Genomic DNA, 17,732 nt, shown 5'->3' with positions numbered 1-17,732 from the left:
ATTCTTAATTCCCAATACCTTCAATGAGCATATCTACCAGCTCATTAAAATATTCGTGGGATTGTATTTCTGAAGGATTAATCGAAAGTGGAAAGTGCAGGCCTCTGAAAGCAACGATCAGTACAAAGGACATCTTATGGATACTTTCAGCAGAAAGATCTCTGAACTCACCACTTTGTGTGCCACCCAAAATAATTTCACTGATCATCCCCAGCTGCATCTGCTCATATTTTAACCGAAGCGGCAGCAACATCCTTCTGGATTCAATCATATCCACAAAAATCACTTTATAAAGACTGCGGAATTCCAGAATAGCCGTACTTTGAAAATTCAGAAAAGCTTTTAGTTTATCTTCCGCAGAAAGTACCCTGTTTACCGTTTCGCGCAAATTCCTGATTACTGTTTTCATTTCATCTTTAACAACGGCAGCGAAGATTTCGTTTTTACCGGGGAAATAATAATAAAGGGTACTTTTCCCTTTTCCGGCTGCCGCAGAGATATCTTCTATAGTGGTCTTTTTTAATCCGGACTTCCCAAACAAAGATTTGGCGGCAATTAAGATCTCACTAATTACGATTTCATCTTTATCCATAATCATTGTTTCAATAGGTACTGCTAAACAGGTCTGCTAAATTTCAGACCAATTTTGAATTCCAAAAGTATTGAATTTAACTGGGGAAAATAATACCCTAATGAATAAAAAGAAACCCTTTCCTTCCCGGATAAATGATACTACCCAATGGTAACAAAATAATGACAATTTGTTTTAAACCGAAACAGCAACAAGTTATCCTGAACTCACTTTTCTGCGCATCAGAAGAGGAACGATCTTTGTTCATTACACTTACGATACCAAAAATTAATGAATCTTTAATTTAACATTCAACCAGAATAATGAAGTCATACTAATAATGCAGTAAACAAGCTGGACAACCATAATCAAAACGGCCTGATATTATTTAATTAATTAAGAGAATTTCACTTAATTTTCTTATATTAAGATAACACTAATCAGAACGTAATTTTAACGCAAACTCAATCGCATTCTTAGGATGGCAACTCAATTTATCAAAAGAATGCTCGGCATTCATCATCAATCCAACGTACAACCATTGAAGAATCTAAGCTATTTCGGCTCCGCAAGACATGGATATATGGTTCCTGACAATTTTTTAGGATCACATTCCATCTGTTACTGCGTAGGCGCCGGCGAAGATATTTCTTTTGACACAGAGCTTAAAATAACTTTTGACGCCAAAGTTTACATTTTTGACCCTTCACCTTATGGGATTAACCACTTCAACCAGGTTAAAGATTATGTCAATCATGGAATTCCGCTGACACTGGACAAAACCCTTGCGCCTTATGTTTACAATATCAGCAGTAAACAATTTGCTGAAATCAGGTTTGTTCCGGTTGGTCTTTGGGACGAGAAGAAAATATTAAAGTTCTATGATCCGCAAAGAGAGAACTATTCCTCTCATTCTGCCATTTTATTTACCGGATCAAAAAGCTTTATCGAAGCGCCCGTCGATCGTTTGGGCAATCTGATGAAAGAGCTGGATCACCAGCATATAGACCTGCTCAAAATAGAAATAGAAGGTGCTGAATATAAGGTAATAGATACAATCATTGAAGATAAGCTAAATGTTAAAGCTATCTTGGTGGAATTTGACGAAATTTATAACACAAAAGATAAATCATTCCACTTCAGAATAAAAAGAAGCTGTGATAAATTAAGGAAAGCCGGTTATGTGCTGGCACATTCTACGGTTGCGATGAAACGCCTGTTTATCAGGAAAGACATTTATGATCAGTTAAAAAAATTAGAAATTAATGCATAACATTACTAAACAGGATTTTATTGATTTGGGAACTGCTCCTGCTGTTTATTCTCTTTTTGAGGATGCAGCAAAGAATTTCCCAAAACTTACTGCGCTTTCTTTCAGGCAGGAGCAGCTCACTTATGAAGTACTCCTGCAAAGAGTGGCTAAGTTAAGTGCAAAAATCGCTGAATTAACAAATGAAGAGCTGATAGGTTTAAGTACAACCCGGTCTGCCGATATGATTATTGCTATACTGGCCATCCTTAAATCCGGTAAAGCCTATCTTCCCTTAGACCCTGCTTATCCAAAACAAAGATTACAGCAGATCATTACGGATTCAGGTATAAAAACCTGCATTTGCCCGGTTGAAGAAAAGGAACTTTTCAGCGCGTCAGCATTAAATATTATCACTCCTCGTACCGCTATTATTTCACAGTATCAGCAAAAGGAACCGCAGATCGTGCAAAATCCCAATGCTTATGTACTCTATACTTCAGGCTCTACAGGCACGCCAAAAGGCGTATACATGACACAGGCTGCCCTGGTCAACCTTATTTTATGGCAGCAACAAAATTCTATAACAGGGCCGGGCAGTAAAACCTTACAATTCGCGCCGATCACTTTTGACGTGTCTTTTCAGGAAATATTCTGCACATTGACCACAGGGGCAACTTTAGTGCTCATTCATGATGATTTAAGGCTTGATCCTGTTAACCTGCTCAATTTTATCACTGAAGCTGCTATAGATCGTATTTTCCTGCCTTTTGTAGCGCTGCAATTTTTAGCTGAAGCTGCTGCCGGCAATAAACAATATCCTGCGCATTTAAAAGAAATCATGACTGCGGGTGAGCAATTGAAAATTACTCCGCAGGTCAGAGAATTTTTCGAAGGCTTAAATAACTGCGTACTTTTCAACCAGTACGGCCCTACAGAATGTCATGTAGTTACGGAACTTAAATTAACAGGAGAACCTGCCAAGTGGCCGCTATTGCCAAATATTGGCCGGCCAATCTCCAATACAAACATTTATATTTTAGACCAGGACAAAAACCTGCTGCAAGCAGGAGAAACCGGGGAACTGGCAATTTCAGGAATCAGTCTTGCCGAAGGTTACCTGAACAGGCCGGAGTTAACCGCAGAAAAATTCGTCTGGATTCCTGTAAACGGTCTGCAAACCCGTGTTTATCTGACCGGTGACCTTGCCCGTTATGAAAATGATGGCACTATTGAATTTCTTGGAAGAAAGGACGATCAGGTTAAAATCAGAGGATATAGAATTGAGTTGGGAGAAATTGAAGTTTTCCTTAACCAGCTCGCAGGCATCAAACAGGCCGTAGTTACCGCTAAAGCAGATTTAAGCGGTCAGTACCGGTTACTTGCCTATCTTGTTGCCGGTCCTGAAAACATGAATACGAGTCTGATCAGAAAGGAACTTGAAGCACATTTACCTGAATACATGATCCCCTCCGCTTTAATCTGGATGGAGGATCTGCCTAAAACAACCAGTGGTAAGGTAGACAAGAAAAATCTTCCTTTACCCGAACGTAAAAGACCTGAGTTAGCTACCCTTTACAGTCCGGCCAAAACCGTTCTGGAGAAAAGAATTGCTGCGATCTGGGCCCGTGTACTGGAAATAGACCAGATCGGGACCAATGACAATTTCTTTGAACTGGGCGGGAACTCTCTTTTAGCTTTAAAAACAGTTTCTTCTTTAAGAACTGACTATCATATAGAACTGCCGATTACTAAACTTTATCAATTCCCGCAAATCAGCAGGCTTGTTAATTATCTTGATGCAGCATCCGCAGCGCCAAAAAAACACAGAGAACGGTCTTCAGATCCGGGACAGCCGATTGCTATTATTGGCATGGCTGGCAAATTCCCTGGTGCGGACACAGTAGAAGAATTGTGGGAAGTATTGCGCAATGGAAAAGAAACGATAACTTTCTTTAAAGACCTTGATTATTCTATCCCTGATGAGTTCAAAAATGATCCGCAATATGTAAAAGCAAGAGGTATTTTGAATGGGGCAGATTTGTTTGACCCTGCATTTTTCGGAATCAATCCTAAACTTGCCGAACTCATGGACCCTCAGCAAAGGGTATTCCTGGAAATCAGCAGGGATGTACTGGAAAAATCAGGACATTTACCTGCGGTTTATGATGGGCTTATCGGCGTATTTGCCGGCTCCGGGAATAACAGTTATTTCCAGCATAATGTGGCAGATAACGCCGATTTGATCAATCAGGTTGGCAGTTTCCAGATCATGACAGTCAATGAGAAAGATTACATCTCTTCCCGGACAGCCTATGAACTGGACTTGAAAGGCCCTGCGGTAAGTGTTTTCTCTGCTTGCTCTACTTCGCTGCTTGCGGTAACCCAGGCAGTAGAGAGCCTGCGGAAAAACCAATGTGATGTCGCTATCGCTGGCGGGGCAAGTATTACTTCGCCCATTCACAGCGGACATATTTACCAGGAAGGCGCCATGCTGAGCCGCGATGGACATTGCCGTTCTTTTGATGCAGATGCGACCGGAACAGTATTCAGTGACGGGGCCGGAGTAGTGCTTTTAAAAACACTGGCTGCTGCTTTACAAGACGGAGATACTATTTACGGACTCATTAAAGGTGTGGGCGTAAACAATGACGGAGGTGCTAAAGGAAGTTTTACTGCGCCAAGTACCGATGGACAAGCTGCCGCCATTGCGATGGCCATTGCAGATGCCAGCGTTGATCCTGCTACGATATCTTATGTGGAAACACATGGAACGGCTACCCCTTTAGGTGATCCGATTGAAATTGAAGGATTGAAACAAGCTTTCGGAACGCAGAACGCTCAGCAATTTTGTGCCATAGGCTCTATTAAAAGCAATATGGGGCACATGACTGCCGCTGCTGGTGTGGCCGGCCTGATTAAAACAACCCTTGCTCTATATTATAAAGAAATCCCGCCTTCTATCAACTTTGAAAAGCCCAATCCGAATATCTTATTTGCCGGTTCGCCATTTTATGTCAACACGCAGTTAAAACCCTGGGATACAAACCAAATAAGAAGAGCAGGTGTAAGCTCTTTTGGTGTCGGAGGAACAAATGTTCACGTTATCGTAGAAGAACACGACCATTTAAAAGCACCGAATGCAGATCAGGGCCGGTTAAAAAACCTGTTTACCTGGTCGGCTAAATCAGCGGATAGCTTACAGGCTTATGAGCAGGTTTTAAAAACATACCTGAATACGCAACCTGAGCTTAATCAAGCAGATGTTGCCTATACACTGCAAACCACCAGAGCCGATTTCTTACAGCGCAGTTTCCTGGTTGCAGATAAAGGAGAAACTTTAACAGCAGAAAATAAGGTATCTTCCGCTATTGTTAAAACCTTACCCGGCGAAACAGTATTTCTATTTCCAGGTCAGGGTGCACAATATGTTGGAATGGGCGCCGAACTTTATAAAAATGAGCCCGTTTACCAGGCAGCCATTGATGAATGCGTATCGATTTTAACGGCTTATCTGGATCAGGATATCAGGCAGCTCATTTACGCAGCGGCCGATGATGTGCAAGCTGGTATCCTGCTGAACAATACTAAATACACGCAACCCGCATTATTTATCACTTCTTATGCGCTTGCCCGTTTATGGATGAGCTGGGGCATACAGCCCTCTATCCTTTGCGGACACAGTATTGGAGAATACGTTGCTGCACATTTAGCAGGTGTTTTCACCTTAGAAGATGGTCTTAAACTAATTGCCACCCGTGGGGCAATGGTCAGCGGATTACCAGAAGGAAGCATGTTAAGTGTCAGGGCTTCTGCTTTGGATATTGAGAAATTCCTTCCGGAAACTTTAGCTATTGCAGCAATAAACAGCCCTAAATTATGTGTTGTTGCCGGAAAAGATGAAGATATTGATGCTTTTCAGCTTCAGCTTGATGAAAGGCTGATCTTACATAAAAGATTATTGACCAGCCATGCTTTTCACTCTGCAATGATGGACCCGATCCTCAAAGACTTTAGTGAAATTGTAAGCGGGGTTAAATTAAACAGGCCGCAAAAACCAATTGTTTCTACAGTTACCGGTGATTTCCTGACCGATGCACAAGCACAAGACCCTGCTTACTGGACAGAACATTTAAGAAAAACAGTTCGGTTTTCCCCGGCGCTGGATACCCTGCTCGCACTGGATCATCCGGTATTGATTGAAACCGGCCCCGGAAATACCTGTACCACACTAGCCTGGCAGCATGAAGCGAAAACTACCTTTACTGCAATTGCCAGTTTAGATAAAAAAGAGGCCACAGGTTCTTACGATGCTATTTTAACTGCTTTGGGAAAAACCTGGTTAGCAGGATTAACCCCAGACTGGAAAGCATTCTACAACAACCAGCAAAGGCGCAGCGTTGAGCTGCCAGCCTATAGGTATCATAAAAAAAGATACTGGGTTGAGCCAAAAAACAAGACCAAACAAAATATACTAACCAATACTCACCAAATCAATACAAATACCCTTACTGCCATGAGGAAAGATACACTGATTGAAAAGATAAAACACTTACTGGAAAATGCCTCTGGAATTGAAATGGATGGCGTTACCCCGGATAGAAGTTTTATTGAGATCGGACTGGATTCATTGCTGCTTACGCAGGTAGCAATTACATTTAAAAAAGAATTCTCTCTTCCGATCAGCTTCAGACAATTGAATGAAGAATATTCAACTATTGATGCACTTGCTGTTTATATAGATAAAAATACGCCACAGGAGGCAGCTCCCGCAGAAATACCGGTTTCAACTGCTTATAGCCAGCCTGTTAACGGATCTGCCGCTTTTGCACCCGCGGACACTGCCCTTGGGTTAATCGCCCAGCAGTTACAGTTATTGACTAAACAAGTAGAATTGATGAGCGGATCTGCGCCTTCGGTTTACCGCAATGCAGTTTCTGCTTCTCCGATACTTGTACCTGCTACAGATATTTCTGCGGAAGAACTGATAGAAATTAAAAAACCATTTGGGGCTACTGCCAGAATTGAGAAAAGTTCAACTGCCTTAACACCTGATCAAAAAGAATTCTTAACGCAATTAACCCAGCGTTACAATCAAAAAACTGCTGCCAGTAAAGCTTATACACAAAAACACAGGGCTCATATGGCAGATCCCCGCGTGGTTTCCGGGTTTAAGCCCTATACCAAAGAAATTGTTTATTCTATTGTCGCCAATAAATCCCTTGGAAGCCACTTATGGGATATTGACGGAAATGAATACATAGATGCTTTGAATGGTTTCGGCTCAAACTTACTGGGTTTTCAGCATCCTGTATTAAAAAATGCAATCCTGGAACAAGTAGAAAAAGGATATGAAATAGGCCCGCAGCATGAACTTGCTGGTGAGGTTAGCCAGTTGATTTGTGAATTTACTGGTTTTGACCGCGCTGCTTTATGTAATACTGGCTCTGAGGCTGTTTTAGGTGCAATGAGAATCGCCAGAACAGTAACAGGACGTTCTTTAATCGTTTCTTTTTCTGGCTCTTACCATGGAATTAATGATGAAGTGATTATCAGGGGCACTAAAAAATTAAAAAGCTTTCCGGCAGCTCCGGGTATTATGCCTGAGGCTGTACAAAATATGCTGGTCCTAGACTACGGGACTGAAGAGTCATTAAATATCATCAGAGAAAGAGCGCATGAAATTGCTGCTGTTCTGGTAGAGCCTGTACAAAGCAGAAGACCAGAATTTCAGCCTGTTGAATTTTTGAAAGAAATCAGGGAAATTACGCTGAAATCTGAAACCGTACTGATCTTTGACGAAGTAATTACTGGTTTCCGCGCCCATCAGGGAGGTGCACAGGCCATATTCGGCATTCAGGCCGACCTGGGTACTTATGGAAAAGTAATTGGCGGAGGTTTACCTATTGGTGCTATCGCCGGAAAAAAACAATTCATGGATGCACTGGATGGCGGTTTCTGGTCTTATGGCGATGCTTCTTATCCGGAAGCAGGTGTCACTTATTTCGCAGGGACCTTTGTCAGACACCCGCTGGCACTGGCAGCCGGTAAAGCCAGTCTGGAATATATGAAAGCAAAAGGTCATGAATTCCAGCTCAAATTAAATAACAATACCACTTACCTGGCTGACTTATTAAATGAAACCATTGAAGAATTGAGACTGCCGCTGTTTGCTGCTCATTTTGGTTCTTTGTGGAAGCTCAAATTTACCACAGAATACCCATACAGTGAGTTGCTATTTACCTTAATGCGGTATAAAGGAATTCATATCTGGGATGGTTTCCCTTGTTTTTTAACAGAAGCGCATACACTGGATGAGATCAACCAGATCGCAGCAAAATTCAAAGAAAGTGCAAGTGAATTAATCAAAGCCGGGCTGATCCCTTTAAACGAAACCCCTGCTTTAATTGAAAGCGGCCGTCCAAATGGCATACTTCAGCCACCTGTCCCGGGTGCAAGACTAGGAAGAGATCAATCGGGAAATCCTGCCTGGTTTATCACAGATCCGGAAAATCCGGAAAAATATCTTCAGGTAGAGTCAAATAGTTAAAATGAGCGTGCGTAAACAAAACATAACCTATAAACAAGTTGATTTCGACCCTTTTAAAGCAGGAGAAATCATTCGTACCGCGCCGTCAACGGAGCCTCAGATAGAAATCTGGACTTCTTGTATGCTGGGTGGGAATGATGCGAGCAGAGCTTATAACGAATCTGTTTCACTTCGTCTGAAAGGAAATATTGAGCCCGAATTATTAAAAGATACGATCAAAAGAGTAGCGCAGCGTCACGAAGCCTTAAGATCTGCCTTTAGCAGAGATGGTGCGACTATCCTGATTTTTGACCAGGTAAAAGATGAACTGGCCTATGCAGATTTATCGGCATTGGGCTCAGCGCAGCAAGAAGAAGAGATCAACGCATACGTAAACCGTGATGCCTTATTCCTGTTCGATCTTTTAAACGGCCCGCTGTTTAAAACCGGCCTGCAAAAGCTTTCCGATCAGGAATACCATTTCACTTTTACAGGACATCATATTATCTGTGATGGCTGGTCACTGGGAATAATTTTACAAGATATCAGTAAAATCTATACTGCACTGGTTAAAAACACCAATCCCGGCTTAGCAGAAGCTACCTCCTTGACTGACTTTGCATATGAGCAGTTAACTTTCTCCGGGAGTGCGGAGCGCAAAGCCAATGAGCAGTTCTGGCTCAGCCAGTATGAACAGCAGATTCCTGTGCTCGATGTACCCACTGACCATGAGCGTCCGCAACTCAGAACTTTCAAAAGTAACCGGTTAGATTTCCACATTTCCCACGAACTGATTCATGCACTCAAAGAAACCGGAAAAGCGGAAGGAAGCAGCCTGGTCATCACTTTCCTTGCTGCATTTGAAGTTTTCCTGCACCTTTTAACCGGGCAGAGAGACATTGTAGTGGGTTTACCAGCTTCCGGACAATCCGTTACCGGACACTATAACCTGGTAGGACATTGTGTGAACTTTCTTCCGATCAGAAGTTATCCGAATAAAAACTACAGTTTCAAAGCGTACCTGAAACTCAGAAAATCAGCCGTACTGGATGCTTTCGATCATCAGCAGATTACCTGGGGCAACCTATTGAAAAACCTGAAGATTGCAAGAGATCCTTCCAGAATTCCCCTGGCCCCTGTTGTTTTCAATGTAGACATGGGTTTGGATGACGGTGTTTCTTTTGATACCCTCGATTATCAATTGATCAGTAATCCAAGAGCTTTTGAAAGCTTTGAACTATTCATCAATGCCAGTGGCTCAGAAAACTCTTTTGTGCTGGAATGGTCTTATAATACGCAGTTATTTGAACAGCAGACCATCCAGCAAATGATGGCTGGTTTTGAAAACATCTTAAAGTTTATCACTGTACATCCTGAGCAGAAACTCAAAGCATTAGTTCAGCAGGATAACCCGTATTTTCTTTCAAGTCCCGTATTTAAAAGAAGTACAGCTATTGCAGCAGTAACTACACCCGATTTCAGCGCAGAAATTGCTGCTTTGAAAGCGTTCACCATTCAGGGGTTATTTGAAAAAGCAGCAGCAGTTTTTAAAGATCAGACCGCCATTACTTTTCAGGATGAATCTATTAGTTACAGCAACCTGGATATCAGGGCTGATAACCTGAGCAGGGCCATCCTGAACCGGGCACCCGACCAGGAAATCATCGGGATCAGTACCACCCGCGGTATTAACATGATTGTCGCCATTCTTGCCATTCTTAAAGCAGGAAAAGCCTATCTGCCACTTGATCCTAATTATCCGGAGATCAGGCTGAACCAGATTATCAGTGATTCAAATCTCCATTTTTGTATTGCCGGAGCTGTTGAGAACAAGTTCTTTCAACAACTGGATTTACAAACAATAGACTTTGACCTTACCTATAGCTTACCCGTACAAAACAGCAACCAGCAAAACCCGAACGGGTATGTTCTATACACTTCAGGCTCTACCGGAAAACCCAAGGGCGTTTATATGACGCAGCTTGCCCTGGTCAATTTAATCCAGTGGCAAATGGTCAATTCAATTGCTGGTCCCGGAAGTATAACCCTGCAATTTGCACCTTTAACTTTTGACGTCTCCTTTCAGGAAATATTCTGCACACTTTGTGCTGGCGGACAATTGATCCTGATTGATGATGTGCTCCGGTTAAACCCAGATAACCTGCTTGATAAGATTGAGTTAAAAAAGATCAACAGGATTTACCTGCCTTTTGTAGCCTTACAATTCCTGGCCGAAACCGCAGCCAGCATGGGTAAATTCCCAAAAGCTTTAAAGGAAGTGATGACTGCCGGGGAGCAACTGAAAATTACCCCGCAGATCGAACAATTTTTCCGGGCTGTTCCGGGCTGTATCCTTTACAATCAATATGGCCCTACTGAATGTCATGTAGTTACCCAGTTGAAATTAACCGGAAACCCATCAAAATGGCCGGCTTTACCAAATATCGGAAGCCCGGTTTCCAATACCCTTATTTATATTACTACAGAAAATCTGGAAATCCTGGCCCCCGGGGAAATCGGGGAATTATGTATCTCTGGTGCCAGCCTCGCTGCCGGTTATTTAAATAAGCCGGAGCTGACCGCCGAAAAGTTTGTCAGCTTAACTTTACCAGACGGAAAACAGGTACGCGCCTACCGTACAGGTGATGTGGCCAGAATTTTACCTGATGGAAATATTGAATTCCTTGGCCGTAACGATGATCAGGTTAAAATCAGAGGTTACCGGATTGAACTTGGAGAAGTAGAAGCGGTATTAAGCCGTATTCCGGGGATTGCACAAGTTGTCGTAACTGCGAAGGAAGATCATAACGGCCGGAAAAGATTAATCGCTTATTTAGCTTCTGCTACTGGAAATCAGGATACCGCTTTTGTAAGAAATGAAATACAAAGCAGGTTACCCGCTTTTATGATCCCTTCTGTATTTGTCTGGGTTTTGGAATTCCCAAGAACCAGCAGCGGTAAAATAGACAAGAAATTGTTGCCTGCCCCCGACCATTTGCATGCCGGGGATTTCAGTAAATACACTGCGCCGCAGACCCCAACCGAAACAACCATTGTCAAACTATGGGAAGAATTACTCGATGTCAAAGAGATTGGTATTGACGATAATTTCTTTGAACTGGGCGGACATTCACTGATTGCCATTCAGTTCATGATCCAGATAGAAAAGACTAATGGACATGGTTTGCCGCTGGCTACTTTATTTGAATATCCGACTATCCGGACTTTAGGTAAATTACTGGATGGACAAAACCGCCCTACTATTTATACTTCACTGGTTCCGATTAAACCATCGGGTACAAAAACCCCGATATATATTGTTCATGGAGGCGGATACAATGTCCTTAACTTTAGTGGAATAGGACTGCATGTAGACCAGGAACAACCAGTATTTGGCATCCAGGCACAAGGATTGGATGGCGTGGAAGAACCTATGGACAACATGGAAGACATTGCCCGTTATTATATTGAAAGCATACTCGCACAGAATCCACATGGCCCATATGCCCTTGCAGGGTATTCTTTTGGAGGTTACGTAGTGATCGAAATGGCCAGACAATTAAGAGAACTGGGACATGAGATTAAAATGCTGGGTATTTTTGATACAAATGCAAAAAACCTGGACTTCCATGGAAATAATTTCTCTGTTTTTAAAGAACGGGTAAAGAAACAGCTGCCAAAATTCTGGTGGATCATCACCTCATTCATTAAGAACCCTAAGGCTACAGTTAACTATCAAAAACATATCATGACTACCAGGTTAAAGGAAATTTTTGGTATTCAGCACCAAACCGAAGCAGAATCAGGAGGGATATATGAGATTATGAGGCGCATTGACAAGAAGTATGACATTGCTTATCAGGCTTATAAATTAGCACCGTTCGAAGAGAAAATACATTTGTTCAGAGCGACCGATAATGTTTACTTTGTGGAAGATTTCAAATACCTGGGATGGCAGAAATATGCCTTAAAAGGAGTTGAAGTACATGATGTCCCCGGAGATCATAAAACAATGCTGCTGGCTCCCAACGACAAAGAATTTGCAAGGACTTTGCAGCAGGTATTAGATAGTGTCTCTTAAATTTTGATTGATGTCTGCCCGATTATTTTGCCAGTATACCCAGACCCTTCCTGTAAGTTCAGTTCACCCTGAGCTCGTGGCTAATGAATTACTGATCTGGAATATTGATACTGACCTTTATCTGAACAGGGTCCCTTTACTGGAAAAAGTCCTGTCTGCGGAAGAGAAAAACCGGGCCTGTCGTTTTCATTTTAAAAGAGACACCAACAGATTTATCATCAGAAGGGCACTGTTAAAAATACTGCTGGCCGCTTATCAGGGCTGCCAGGCACAAGAAGTTAAGTTCGTTACCGGTACCAATGGCAAACCGCATTTAGCGGAAAATAAAGACCTGCATTTTAATACTTCGCACAGTGATAGTCATGCAATTATTGCGCTCTCCCTTCACCAGCTTGGTGTGGATATTGAACTGGCACAGCCGGATTTTGATTTCGGGCCAGTCGCAGAAGTCCTTTTCTCTAAAGCTGAACTGGATTTTTTAGCAGCCAGTGCCAGCCCTATAGCAGATTTCTTTATCATCTGGACCAGAAAGGAAGCCTTTGTCAAAGCAACGGGCAAAGGCTTAGAGAACCATGTTCAGCTGCTGAGTTGTCTGGATGGCCTACAATTAATCCCTTCGCTGTTAACAACTACTGCTGACCACTGGAATATTAACACGACTGCCTTAGCTGCCGGTTATTTACTCAGTATAGTTACACAGGCTGCATCAGTACCCATAAATACGACTTTAGTAACCTTCAACGACAACTTGTTATTAAACCGCTAAGAACCGCTTAAAATCAGGATTTCCTTTTCGACTTTTCCCATGCTGCACTTTGGTTTTTCTGATAATACCGGCCAATACCAGCCAGTACAGCATAATTCATCATGCAGAAATAATAAGGGACAAATAAAGCCTTTACACGGATATTCCGCTGTTCAAAATAAAAACCGACGATACTCAATACATAGAAAAGCACCTGCAAAGCAAATAACCATTGGTAAAAGGCAACAGGCCAGGTAAATGCAATGATGCCGTTCAGCACAAAAACCAGGATCAGAAGAAAAGGTACAATCGTCCACCTTAAAACCCGGTGGCTGATATATTGAAAAGTAAATACAAAATTACGGAATGGATTTGCAGCTTTTTTAAGGCGCAGAATAGATTGTATCCCGCCTGCTGCGATCCTGATCTTTCTTTTAAGCTCCTCTTTCACATCTGCCGATGCAGTTTCCATCGCATAGGCAGCCGGTTCATAAGCAATCACATAACCATTTTCCGCGATACGCATCGCAATCATGTGGTCATCAATAATCGTATCACTTTCAACGGGCTGATACAAGGCAGTTCTGATACTGAACAATTCTCCGGCCGCCCCTACATTTGAATATAGTTCATAATCCAGCTTTTTCAGTTTAGATTCATACTTCCAGTAAAAGCCCTCCCCTGCCGAACTGGCATCGGCCGATGCTTCAACCAGGATTCTTTTTTCTCCTGCAACAGCGCCAACTTCAGGATTCTGATAATGTTTCACCAATTCTTTAATCGCTTCTGCATTTAAAAAAGTATTCGCATCTGTGAACACCGTAATTGCCCCGTTAATTAAGGGGATGGCCCGCTTAATCGCAGCCATCTTGCCTGATCTTAAATCCTGATGTAATAACGTGATCTCTTTAAACTGACTCACCTTTGCTGCGGTCTGGTCAGAAGACCCGTCGGTAATAAAAATCAGCTGAATTTTATCTTTAGGATAATCCAGCTCCAGAGTATTTCTTATTTTATCCTCAATAAGATCTTCTTCATTGTAGGCTGCCACCATCAGGGTAACCGATGGTAAAACCGCATCTGTTTTAAAAACGAATGGCTTGCTGAATAAACGTTTGATTTTCACCAGCACATAAAGCAGAAAACCATAACCAACAAACGTATATACAATCAGAAAAATGCTGATCCAAAAAACTATAATCATCAATATTTATATTTTAAAGCCCAAATCGTTACTATCTTTTGAATGTGTAAAATTCCATTTCAAACCCAGGAATACCCATTTGATCAAGTCTTTCCTATTCTTCCTGCTATACATGAATACCTGTTTCGGGCTGGCAATGCCGATATAATACAAACTAAAGAACAAAGTATTCAGCCAGCTGGTATTTCTGCGGATAAACAGCATCCTGTTCCGGGTCATAAAGTAAGTTTTGATCTTGCTTTCTTTTCCCACACTCATGGATTCTTTATGGTAAACCCGGGTACGGCCGGTAAACCATATCTTTTTACCTGCTTTTTTAAATTTCTCGCACCAGTCCAGCTCCTCATAATAGAGGAAAAAGTTATTGTCCATTAACCCCGCAGTTGCCAGATCAGCCTTACGGCACATCATGGCAGCACCGTGACAAAAAGCCGTTTCCTCAAAAGCCCTGTCATATTGTCCCCGGTTAGTTTCCATCGCACCAATAGTACTGTTCCGGCAGGTGATATAATTCATTTTGGTCGAACCTGCATACTGAATTACGTCCGGTGCATCAAAATACAATAACAATGGCGAGATTAAGCCGATTTCCGGATTTTCATCCAATGCGCCGGTCAGCTCGCTCACCAGGCTTCCGGTAATTTCAGTATCGTTATTTAAAAATAAAAGATATTCCCCTGATGCTCTTGCAATTCCGAGATTATTTCCACCCGCAAAACCCAGGTTTTCAGCAGAAGAAATATAAATAAGTTCAGGATATTCTTTCAGGAAAACAGCGGAATGATCTTCACTGCTTCCATTATCGACTAAAATAACCTCCACTTCAGCCAGCTTAGTATGAAGTTTTACCGATTGAAGGAAATCCAGCGTTACTTCCGGCTGATTAAAATTAACAGTTATAATTGAAGTGCGTTTCATTCCTTGTAAAAGTAATAATTTCCATACAGTAAACAGCTACTAATGATTATGCCGTTAAGAGCAATAAGTAATCCAAAACAACGGGCTCTGATTTTAGCAAGCTAAAAAGATTTTATAATGAAATGTTGTACAAGAGGATCTACAATTTGGGCAAATATTGAGGTTTATGCTTTTAAGTTAGCATCGGCTCTAAACAATGCAGATAAAATATTAAATTTATTGCCTGTTAGCATTTAAACATTAATTATTATAAAATAGCGTTGAGCGTTTTAATCGCTTTTTAATACTGGCACCATTTTTTCTATAGGGTCGGTGTTACAGTTGACACGAAATCTTCATTAACTCTACCAGAAAATGCGTATTGCCCATCTGATTCTTACTTATACCAGTCCAGAACAAACAGAGCGAATGATCAAAAGTTTATCTCACCCTAATTTCGATTTCTATATTCACGTAGATAAGAAGTTTGACATAAACCCTCACTTATTTCTTAAAGATATCCCTAATGTTTATTTCATTAATAACAGGATCGATGTCAAATGGGCAGGCTTCAGTACGGTGACCGCAACCTTTGAATGTATCAAGGAGATTTCAAAAACCGGTATCAGGTATGATTTTATCAATTTTCTGAGCGGACAGGATTATCCGGTTAAATCCGCTGATTTTATCAATGATTTTTTCCTCAACAACAAGGGTAAAGAGTTCTTAAGTTACCGTGACATCAAAAATGACTGGAAAGAAGGGCTGATCAGAATGGAAAAATACTTCCTGAGCAGCTATAACTTCATTGGGAAATACAGGCTGGAAAACCTGATCAATAAAATCATGCCTAAAAGGAAACTCCCTTATAACCTGCATCCTTATGGTAAGTCGATGTTCTGGATGTTAAGCCCGGAAGTTGCCTTACACGTGGTCCACACCGTTGAAAATGATCAGAAACTTAAATACTTCTTCTCTTTATGCTGGGCGAGTGATGAATTTGTTTTCCAGACTATACTATTGAATTCCAGATATAAAGACAGAATTGTCAATAACAATTACCGGTATATTGACTGGTCAGCCGGTGGAGCTAACCCTAAAACACTGGATGAAAGTGACTTTGAAAAAATTGCAGCTTCAGAAATGCTGTTTGCAAGGAAATTTAATATGTCCGAGCATCCGGAAATCCTTAATTTAATAGATAAGAACTTATTAGCAAATGGCGCACATACTTAATATACAAACTTTTAAAGATAGCAGAGGCATTTTGACAGTGCTTGATAATATTGTTCCTTTCGAAATTAAAAGATTATTCTACATCTACTCTGTGGATGACACTGATCGCGGAGGTCACAGACATCATGAAACCCACCAGGCGGCTATCTGTATCAAAGGATCCTGCAAAATCACCAACAACAACGGGAAAAAGACAGAAATATTTGATTTAGACAGTCCTGAAAAATGCTTGATGTTATTACCCGAAGACTGGCATGTGATGCATGATTTTTCAGCAGATGCAATTCTTTTAGTGCTGGCCTCTACCGCATTTGATCCTAAAGACTATATCTATGAGCCTTATGATTCCATATGAAAGCCTGAAAATACTCAACCGTCCATTTGAAGAAAATTTAAAATAACGAAGGATGTTCTATTTATTGAAAGAACTTGCCCCTCCTATTGTGAATACTTTAAGATGGTATAGTTTTAAATACGGCTGGAAAGGTAATTACAAGACCTATGAACAGGCTAAAGAGAAATGTAAAGGTTACGATGAAGATCATATCCTGAACCGGATCATTGAAACGACTTACCAGGTTAAAAATAAAGAGATTGCTTATGAGCGGGACGGGATTGCCTATGATACCGTTCAGATGAATTTCCCTTTGTTAAAGACACTGCTATACATTGCTTCCACCCATGATAACGAGCTGACTGTCATCGACTTTGGCGGCTCTTTGGGCACTACCTATTATCAAAACTATCCTTACCTTAAACATTTAAAGAAATTAAAGTGGTGCATTATCGAACAACCAAAGTTCGTGGAAGCAGGAAAGAAACACTTTGAAAATGAACACATAAAATTCTACAGCAGCATTCAGGAGTGTATGGCAGAAAACAAGCCCCAGCTCTTTCTGATCTGTAGTGTGCTGCAATATATTGACAAACCATATCAATTGCTGGATGAGGTTAAGGAAACCGGGATCCCCTATATTATGCTGGATTATGTGGGTTATAACAATAGCAATACTGACAGGATCACTATACAACATGTTCCCCCTGTATTTTATGGGATTGAAGCCTCCTATCCTTGCTATTTCTTTAGCAGGGTCAAAATCCAGGATAAGCTCTGTGAAAATTATGAGAAAGCATACGATTTCATAGCTGCCAATGAAAAGTATTATGTACAGTTCAAACCATTCAGATACGAAGGCTCATTGTGGAAAATCAGGCCGTAA

The 17,732-nt window shown here is 41.4% G+C and carries 10 protein-coding genes; 7 read left to right on the top strand and 3 right to left on the bottom strand.

Annotated elements, in window-relative coordinates; genetic code table 11:
* Positions 1-4: 4 nt before the first annotated feature.
* Positions 5-592 (bottom strand): TetR/AcrR family transcriptional regulator, encoded by a 588-nt coding sequence (locus HDE70_RS15035; protein ID WP_183891123.1) that lies wholly within the window; start codon positions 590-592, stop codon positions 5-7.
* Between the two features lie 460 nt (positions 593-1,052).
* Here HDE70_RS15035 and HDE70_RS15030 point away from each other — a divergent pair, with 460 nt between their 5' ends.
* The 4 genes from HDE70_RS15030 to HDE70_RS15015 are packed head-to-tail and all read left to right on the top strand — an operon-like array spanning position 1,053 to position 13,196.
* On the top strand, positions 1,053-1,844 hold the full coding sequence (locus HDE70_RS15030) for an FkbM family methyltransferase (RefSeq protein WP_183867953.1): 792 nt from the start codon (positions 1,053-1,055) through the stop codon (positions 1,842-1,844).
* On the top strand, positions 1,837-8,370 hold the full coding sequence (locus HDE70_RS15025; RefSeq protein ID WP_183891122.1) for a polyketide synthase: 6,534 nt from the start codon (positions 1,837-1,839) through the stop codon (positions 8,368-8,370). Before HDE70_RS15030 ends, HDE70_RS15025 begins: the two co-directional genes overlap by 8 nt.
* Position 8,371: 1 nt before the next feature.
* Complete coding sequence (locus tag HDE70_RS15020; protein WP_183891121.1) at positions 8,372-12,430, top strand: non-ribosomal peptide synthetase; 4,059 nt, start codon at positions 8,372-8,374, stop codon at positions 12,428-12,430.
* 10 nt (positions 12,431-12,440) lie between these two features.
* Positions 12,441-13,196 (top strand): 4'-phosphopantetheinyl transferase family protein, encoded by a 756-nt coding sequence (locus HDE70_RS15015; protein WP_183891120.1) that lies wholly within the window; start codon positions 12,441-12,443, stop codon positions 13,194-13,196.
* A 13-nt stretch (positions 13,197-13,209) separates the two neighbouring features.
* Here the strand turns inward: HDE70_RS15015 and HDE70_RS15010 are convergent, their stop codons facing one another.
* Complete coding sequence (locus HDE70_RS15010) at positions 13,210-14,379, bottom strand: glycosyltransferase family 2 protein (protein ID WP_183891119.1); 1,170 nt, start codon at positions 14,377-14,379, stop codon at positions 13,210-13,212.
* Between the two features lie 6 nt (positions 14,380-14,385).
* Positions 14,386-15,297 carry a glycosyltransferase family 2 protein gene (locus tag HDE70_RS15005; protein WP_183891118.1) on the bottom strand — a complete coding sequence of 304 codons (912 nt, stop codon included), beginning with the start codon at positions 15,295-15,297 and terminating at the stop codon, positions 14,386-14,388.
* Between the two features lie 354 nt (positions 15,298-15,651).
* Here HDE70_RS15005 and HDE70_RS15000 point away from each other — a divergent pair, with 354 nt between their 5' ends.
* Genes HDE70_RS15000 through HDE70_RS14990 form a run of 3 tightly spaced genes read left to right on the top strand, consistent with a single transcriptional unit; the run spans position 15,652 to position 17,732 of the window.
* The gene (locus tag HDE70_RS15000; RefSeq protein WP_183891117.1) at positions 15,652-16,512 is read left to right on the top strand and encodes a beta-1,6-N-acetylglucosaminyltransferase; all 861 of its coding nucleotides are present in this window, start codon (positions 15,652-15,654) and stop codon (positions 16,510-16,512) included.
* Complete coding sequence (locus HDE70_RS14995) at positions 16,496-16,867, top strand: sugar 3,4-ketoisomerase (protein ID WP_183867946.1); 372 nt, start codon at positions 16,496-16,498, stop codon at positions 16,865-16,867. The genes HDE70_RS15000 and HDE70_RS14995 overlap by 17 nt, the downstream gene beginning before the upstream one ends.
* A 52-nt stretch (positions 16,868-16,919) precedes the next feature.
* A complete protein-coding gene (locus HDE70_RS14990; protein ID WP_183867945.1) occupies positions 16,920-17,732 on the top strand; it encodes a methyltransferase, TIGR04325 family in 813 nt (270 codons plus the stop codon).

This window comes from Pedobacter cryoconitis, assembly GCF_014200595.1.
Taxonomy (GTDB): Bacteria; Bacteroidota; Bacteroidia; order Sphingobacteriales; family Sphingobacteriaceae; genus Pedobacter; species Pedobacter cryoconitis_C.
This window is presented reverse-complemented; position numbering and strand designations above follow the sequence as displayed.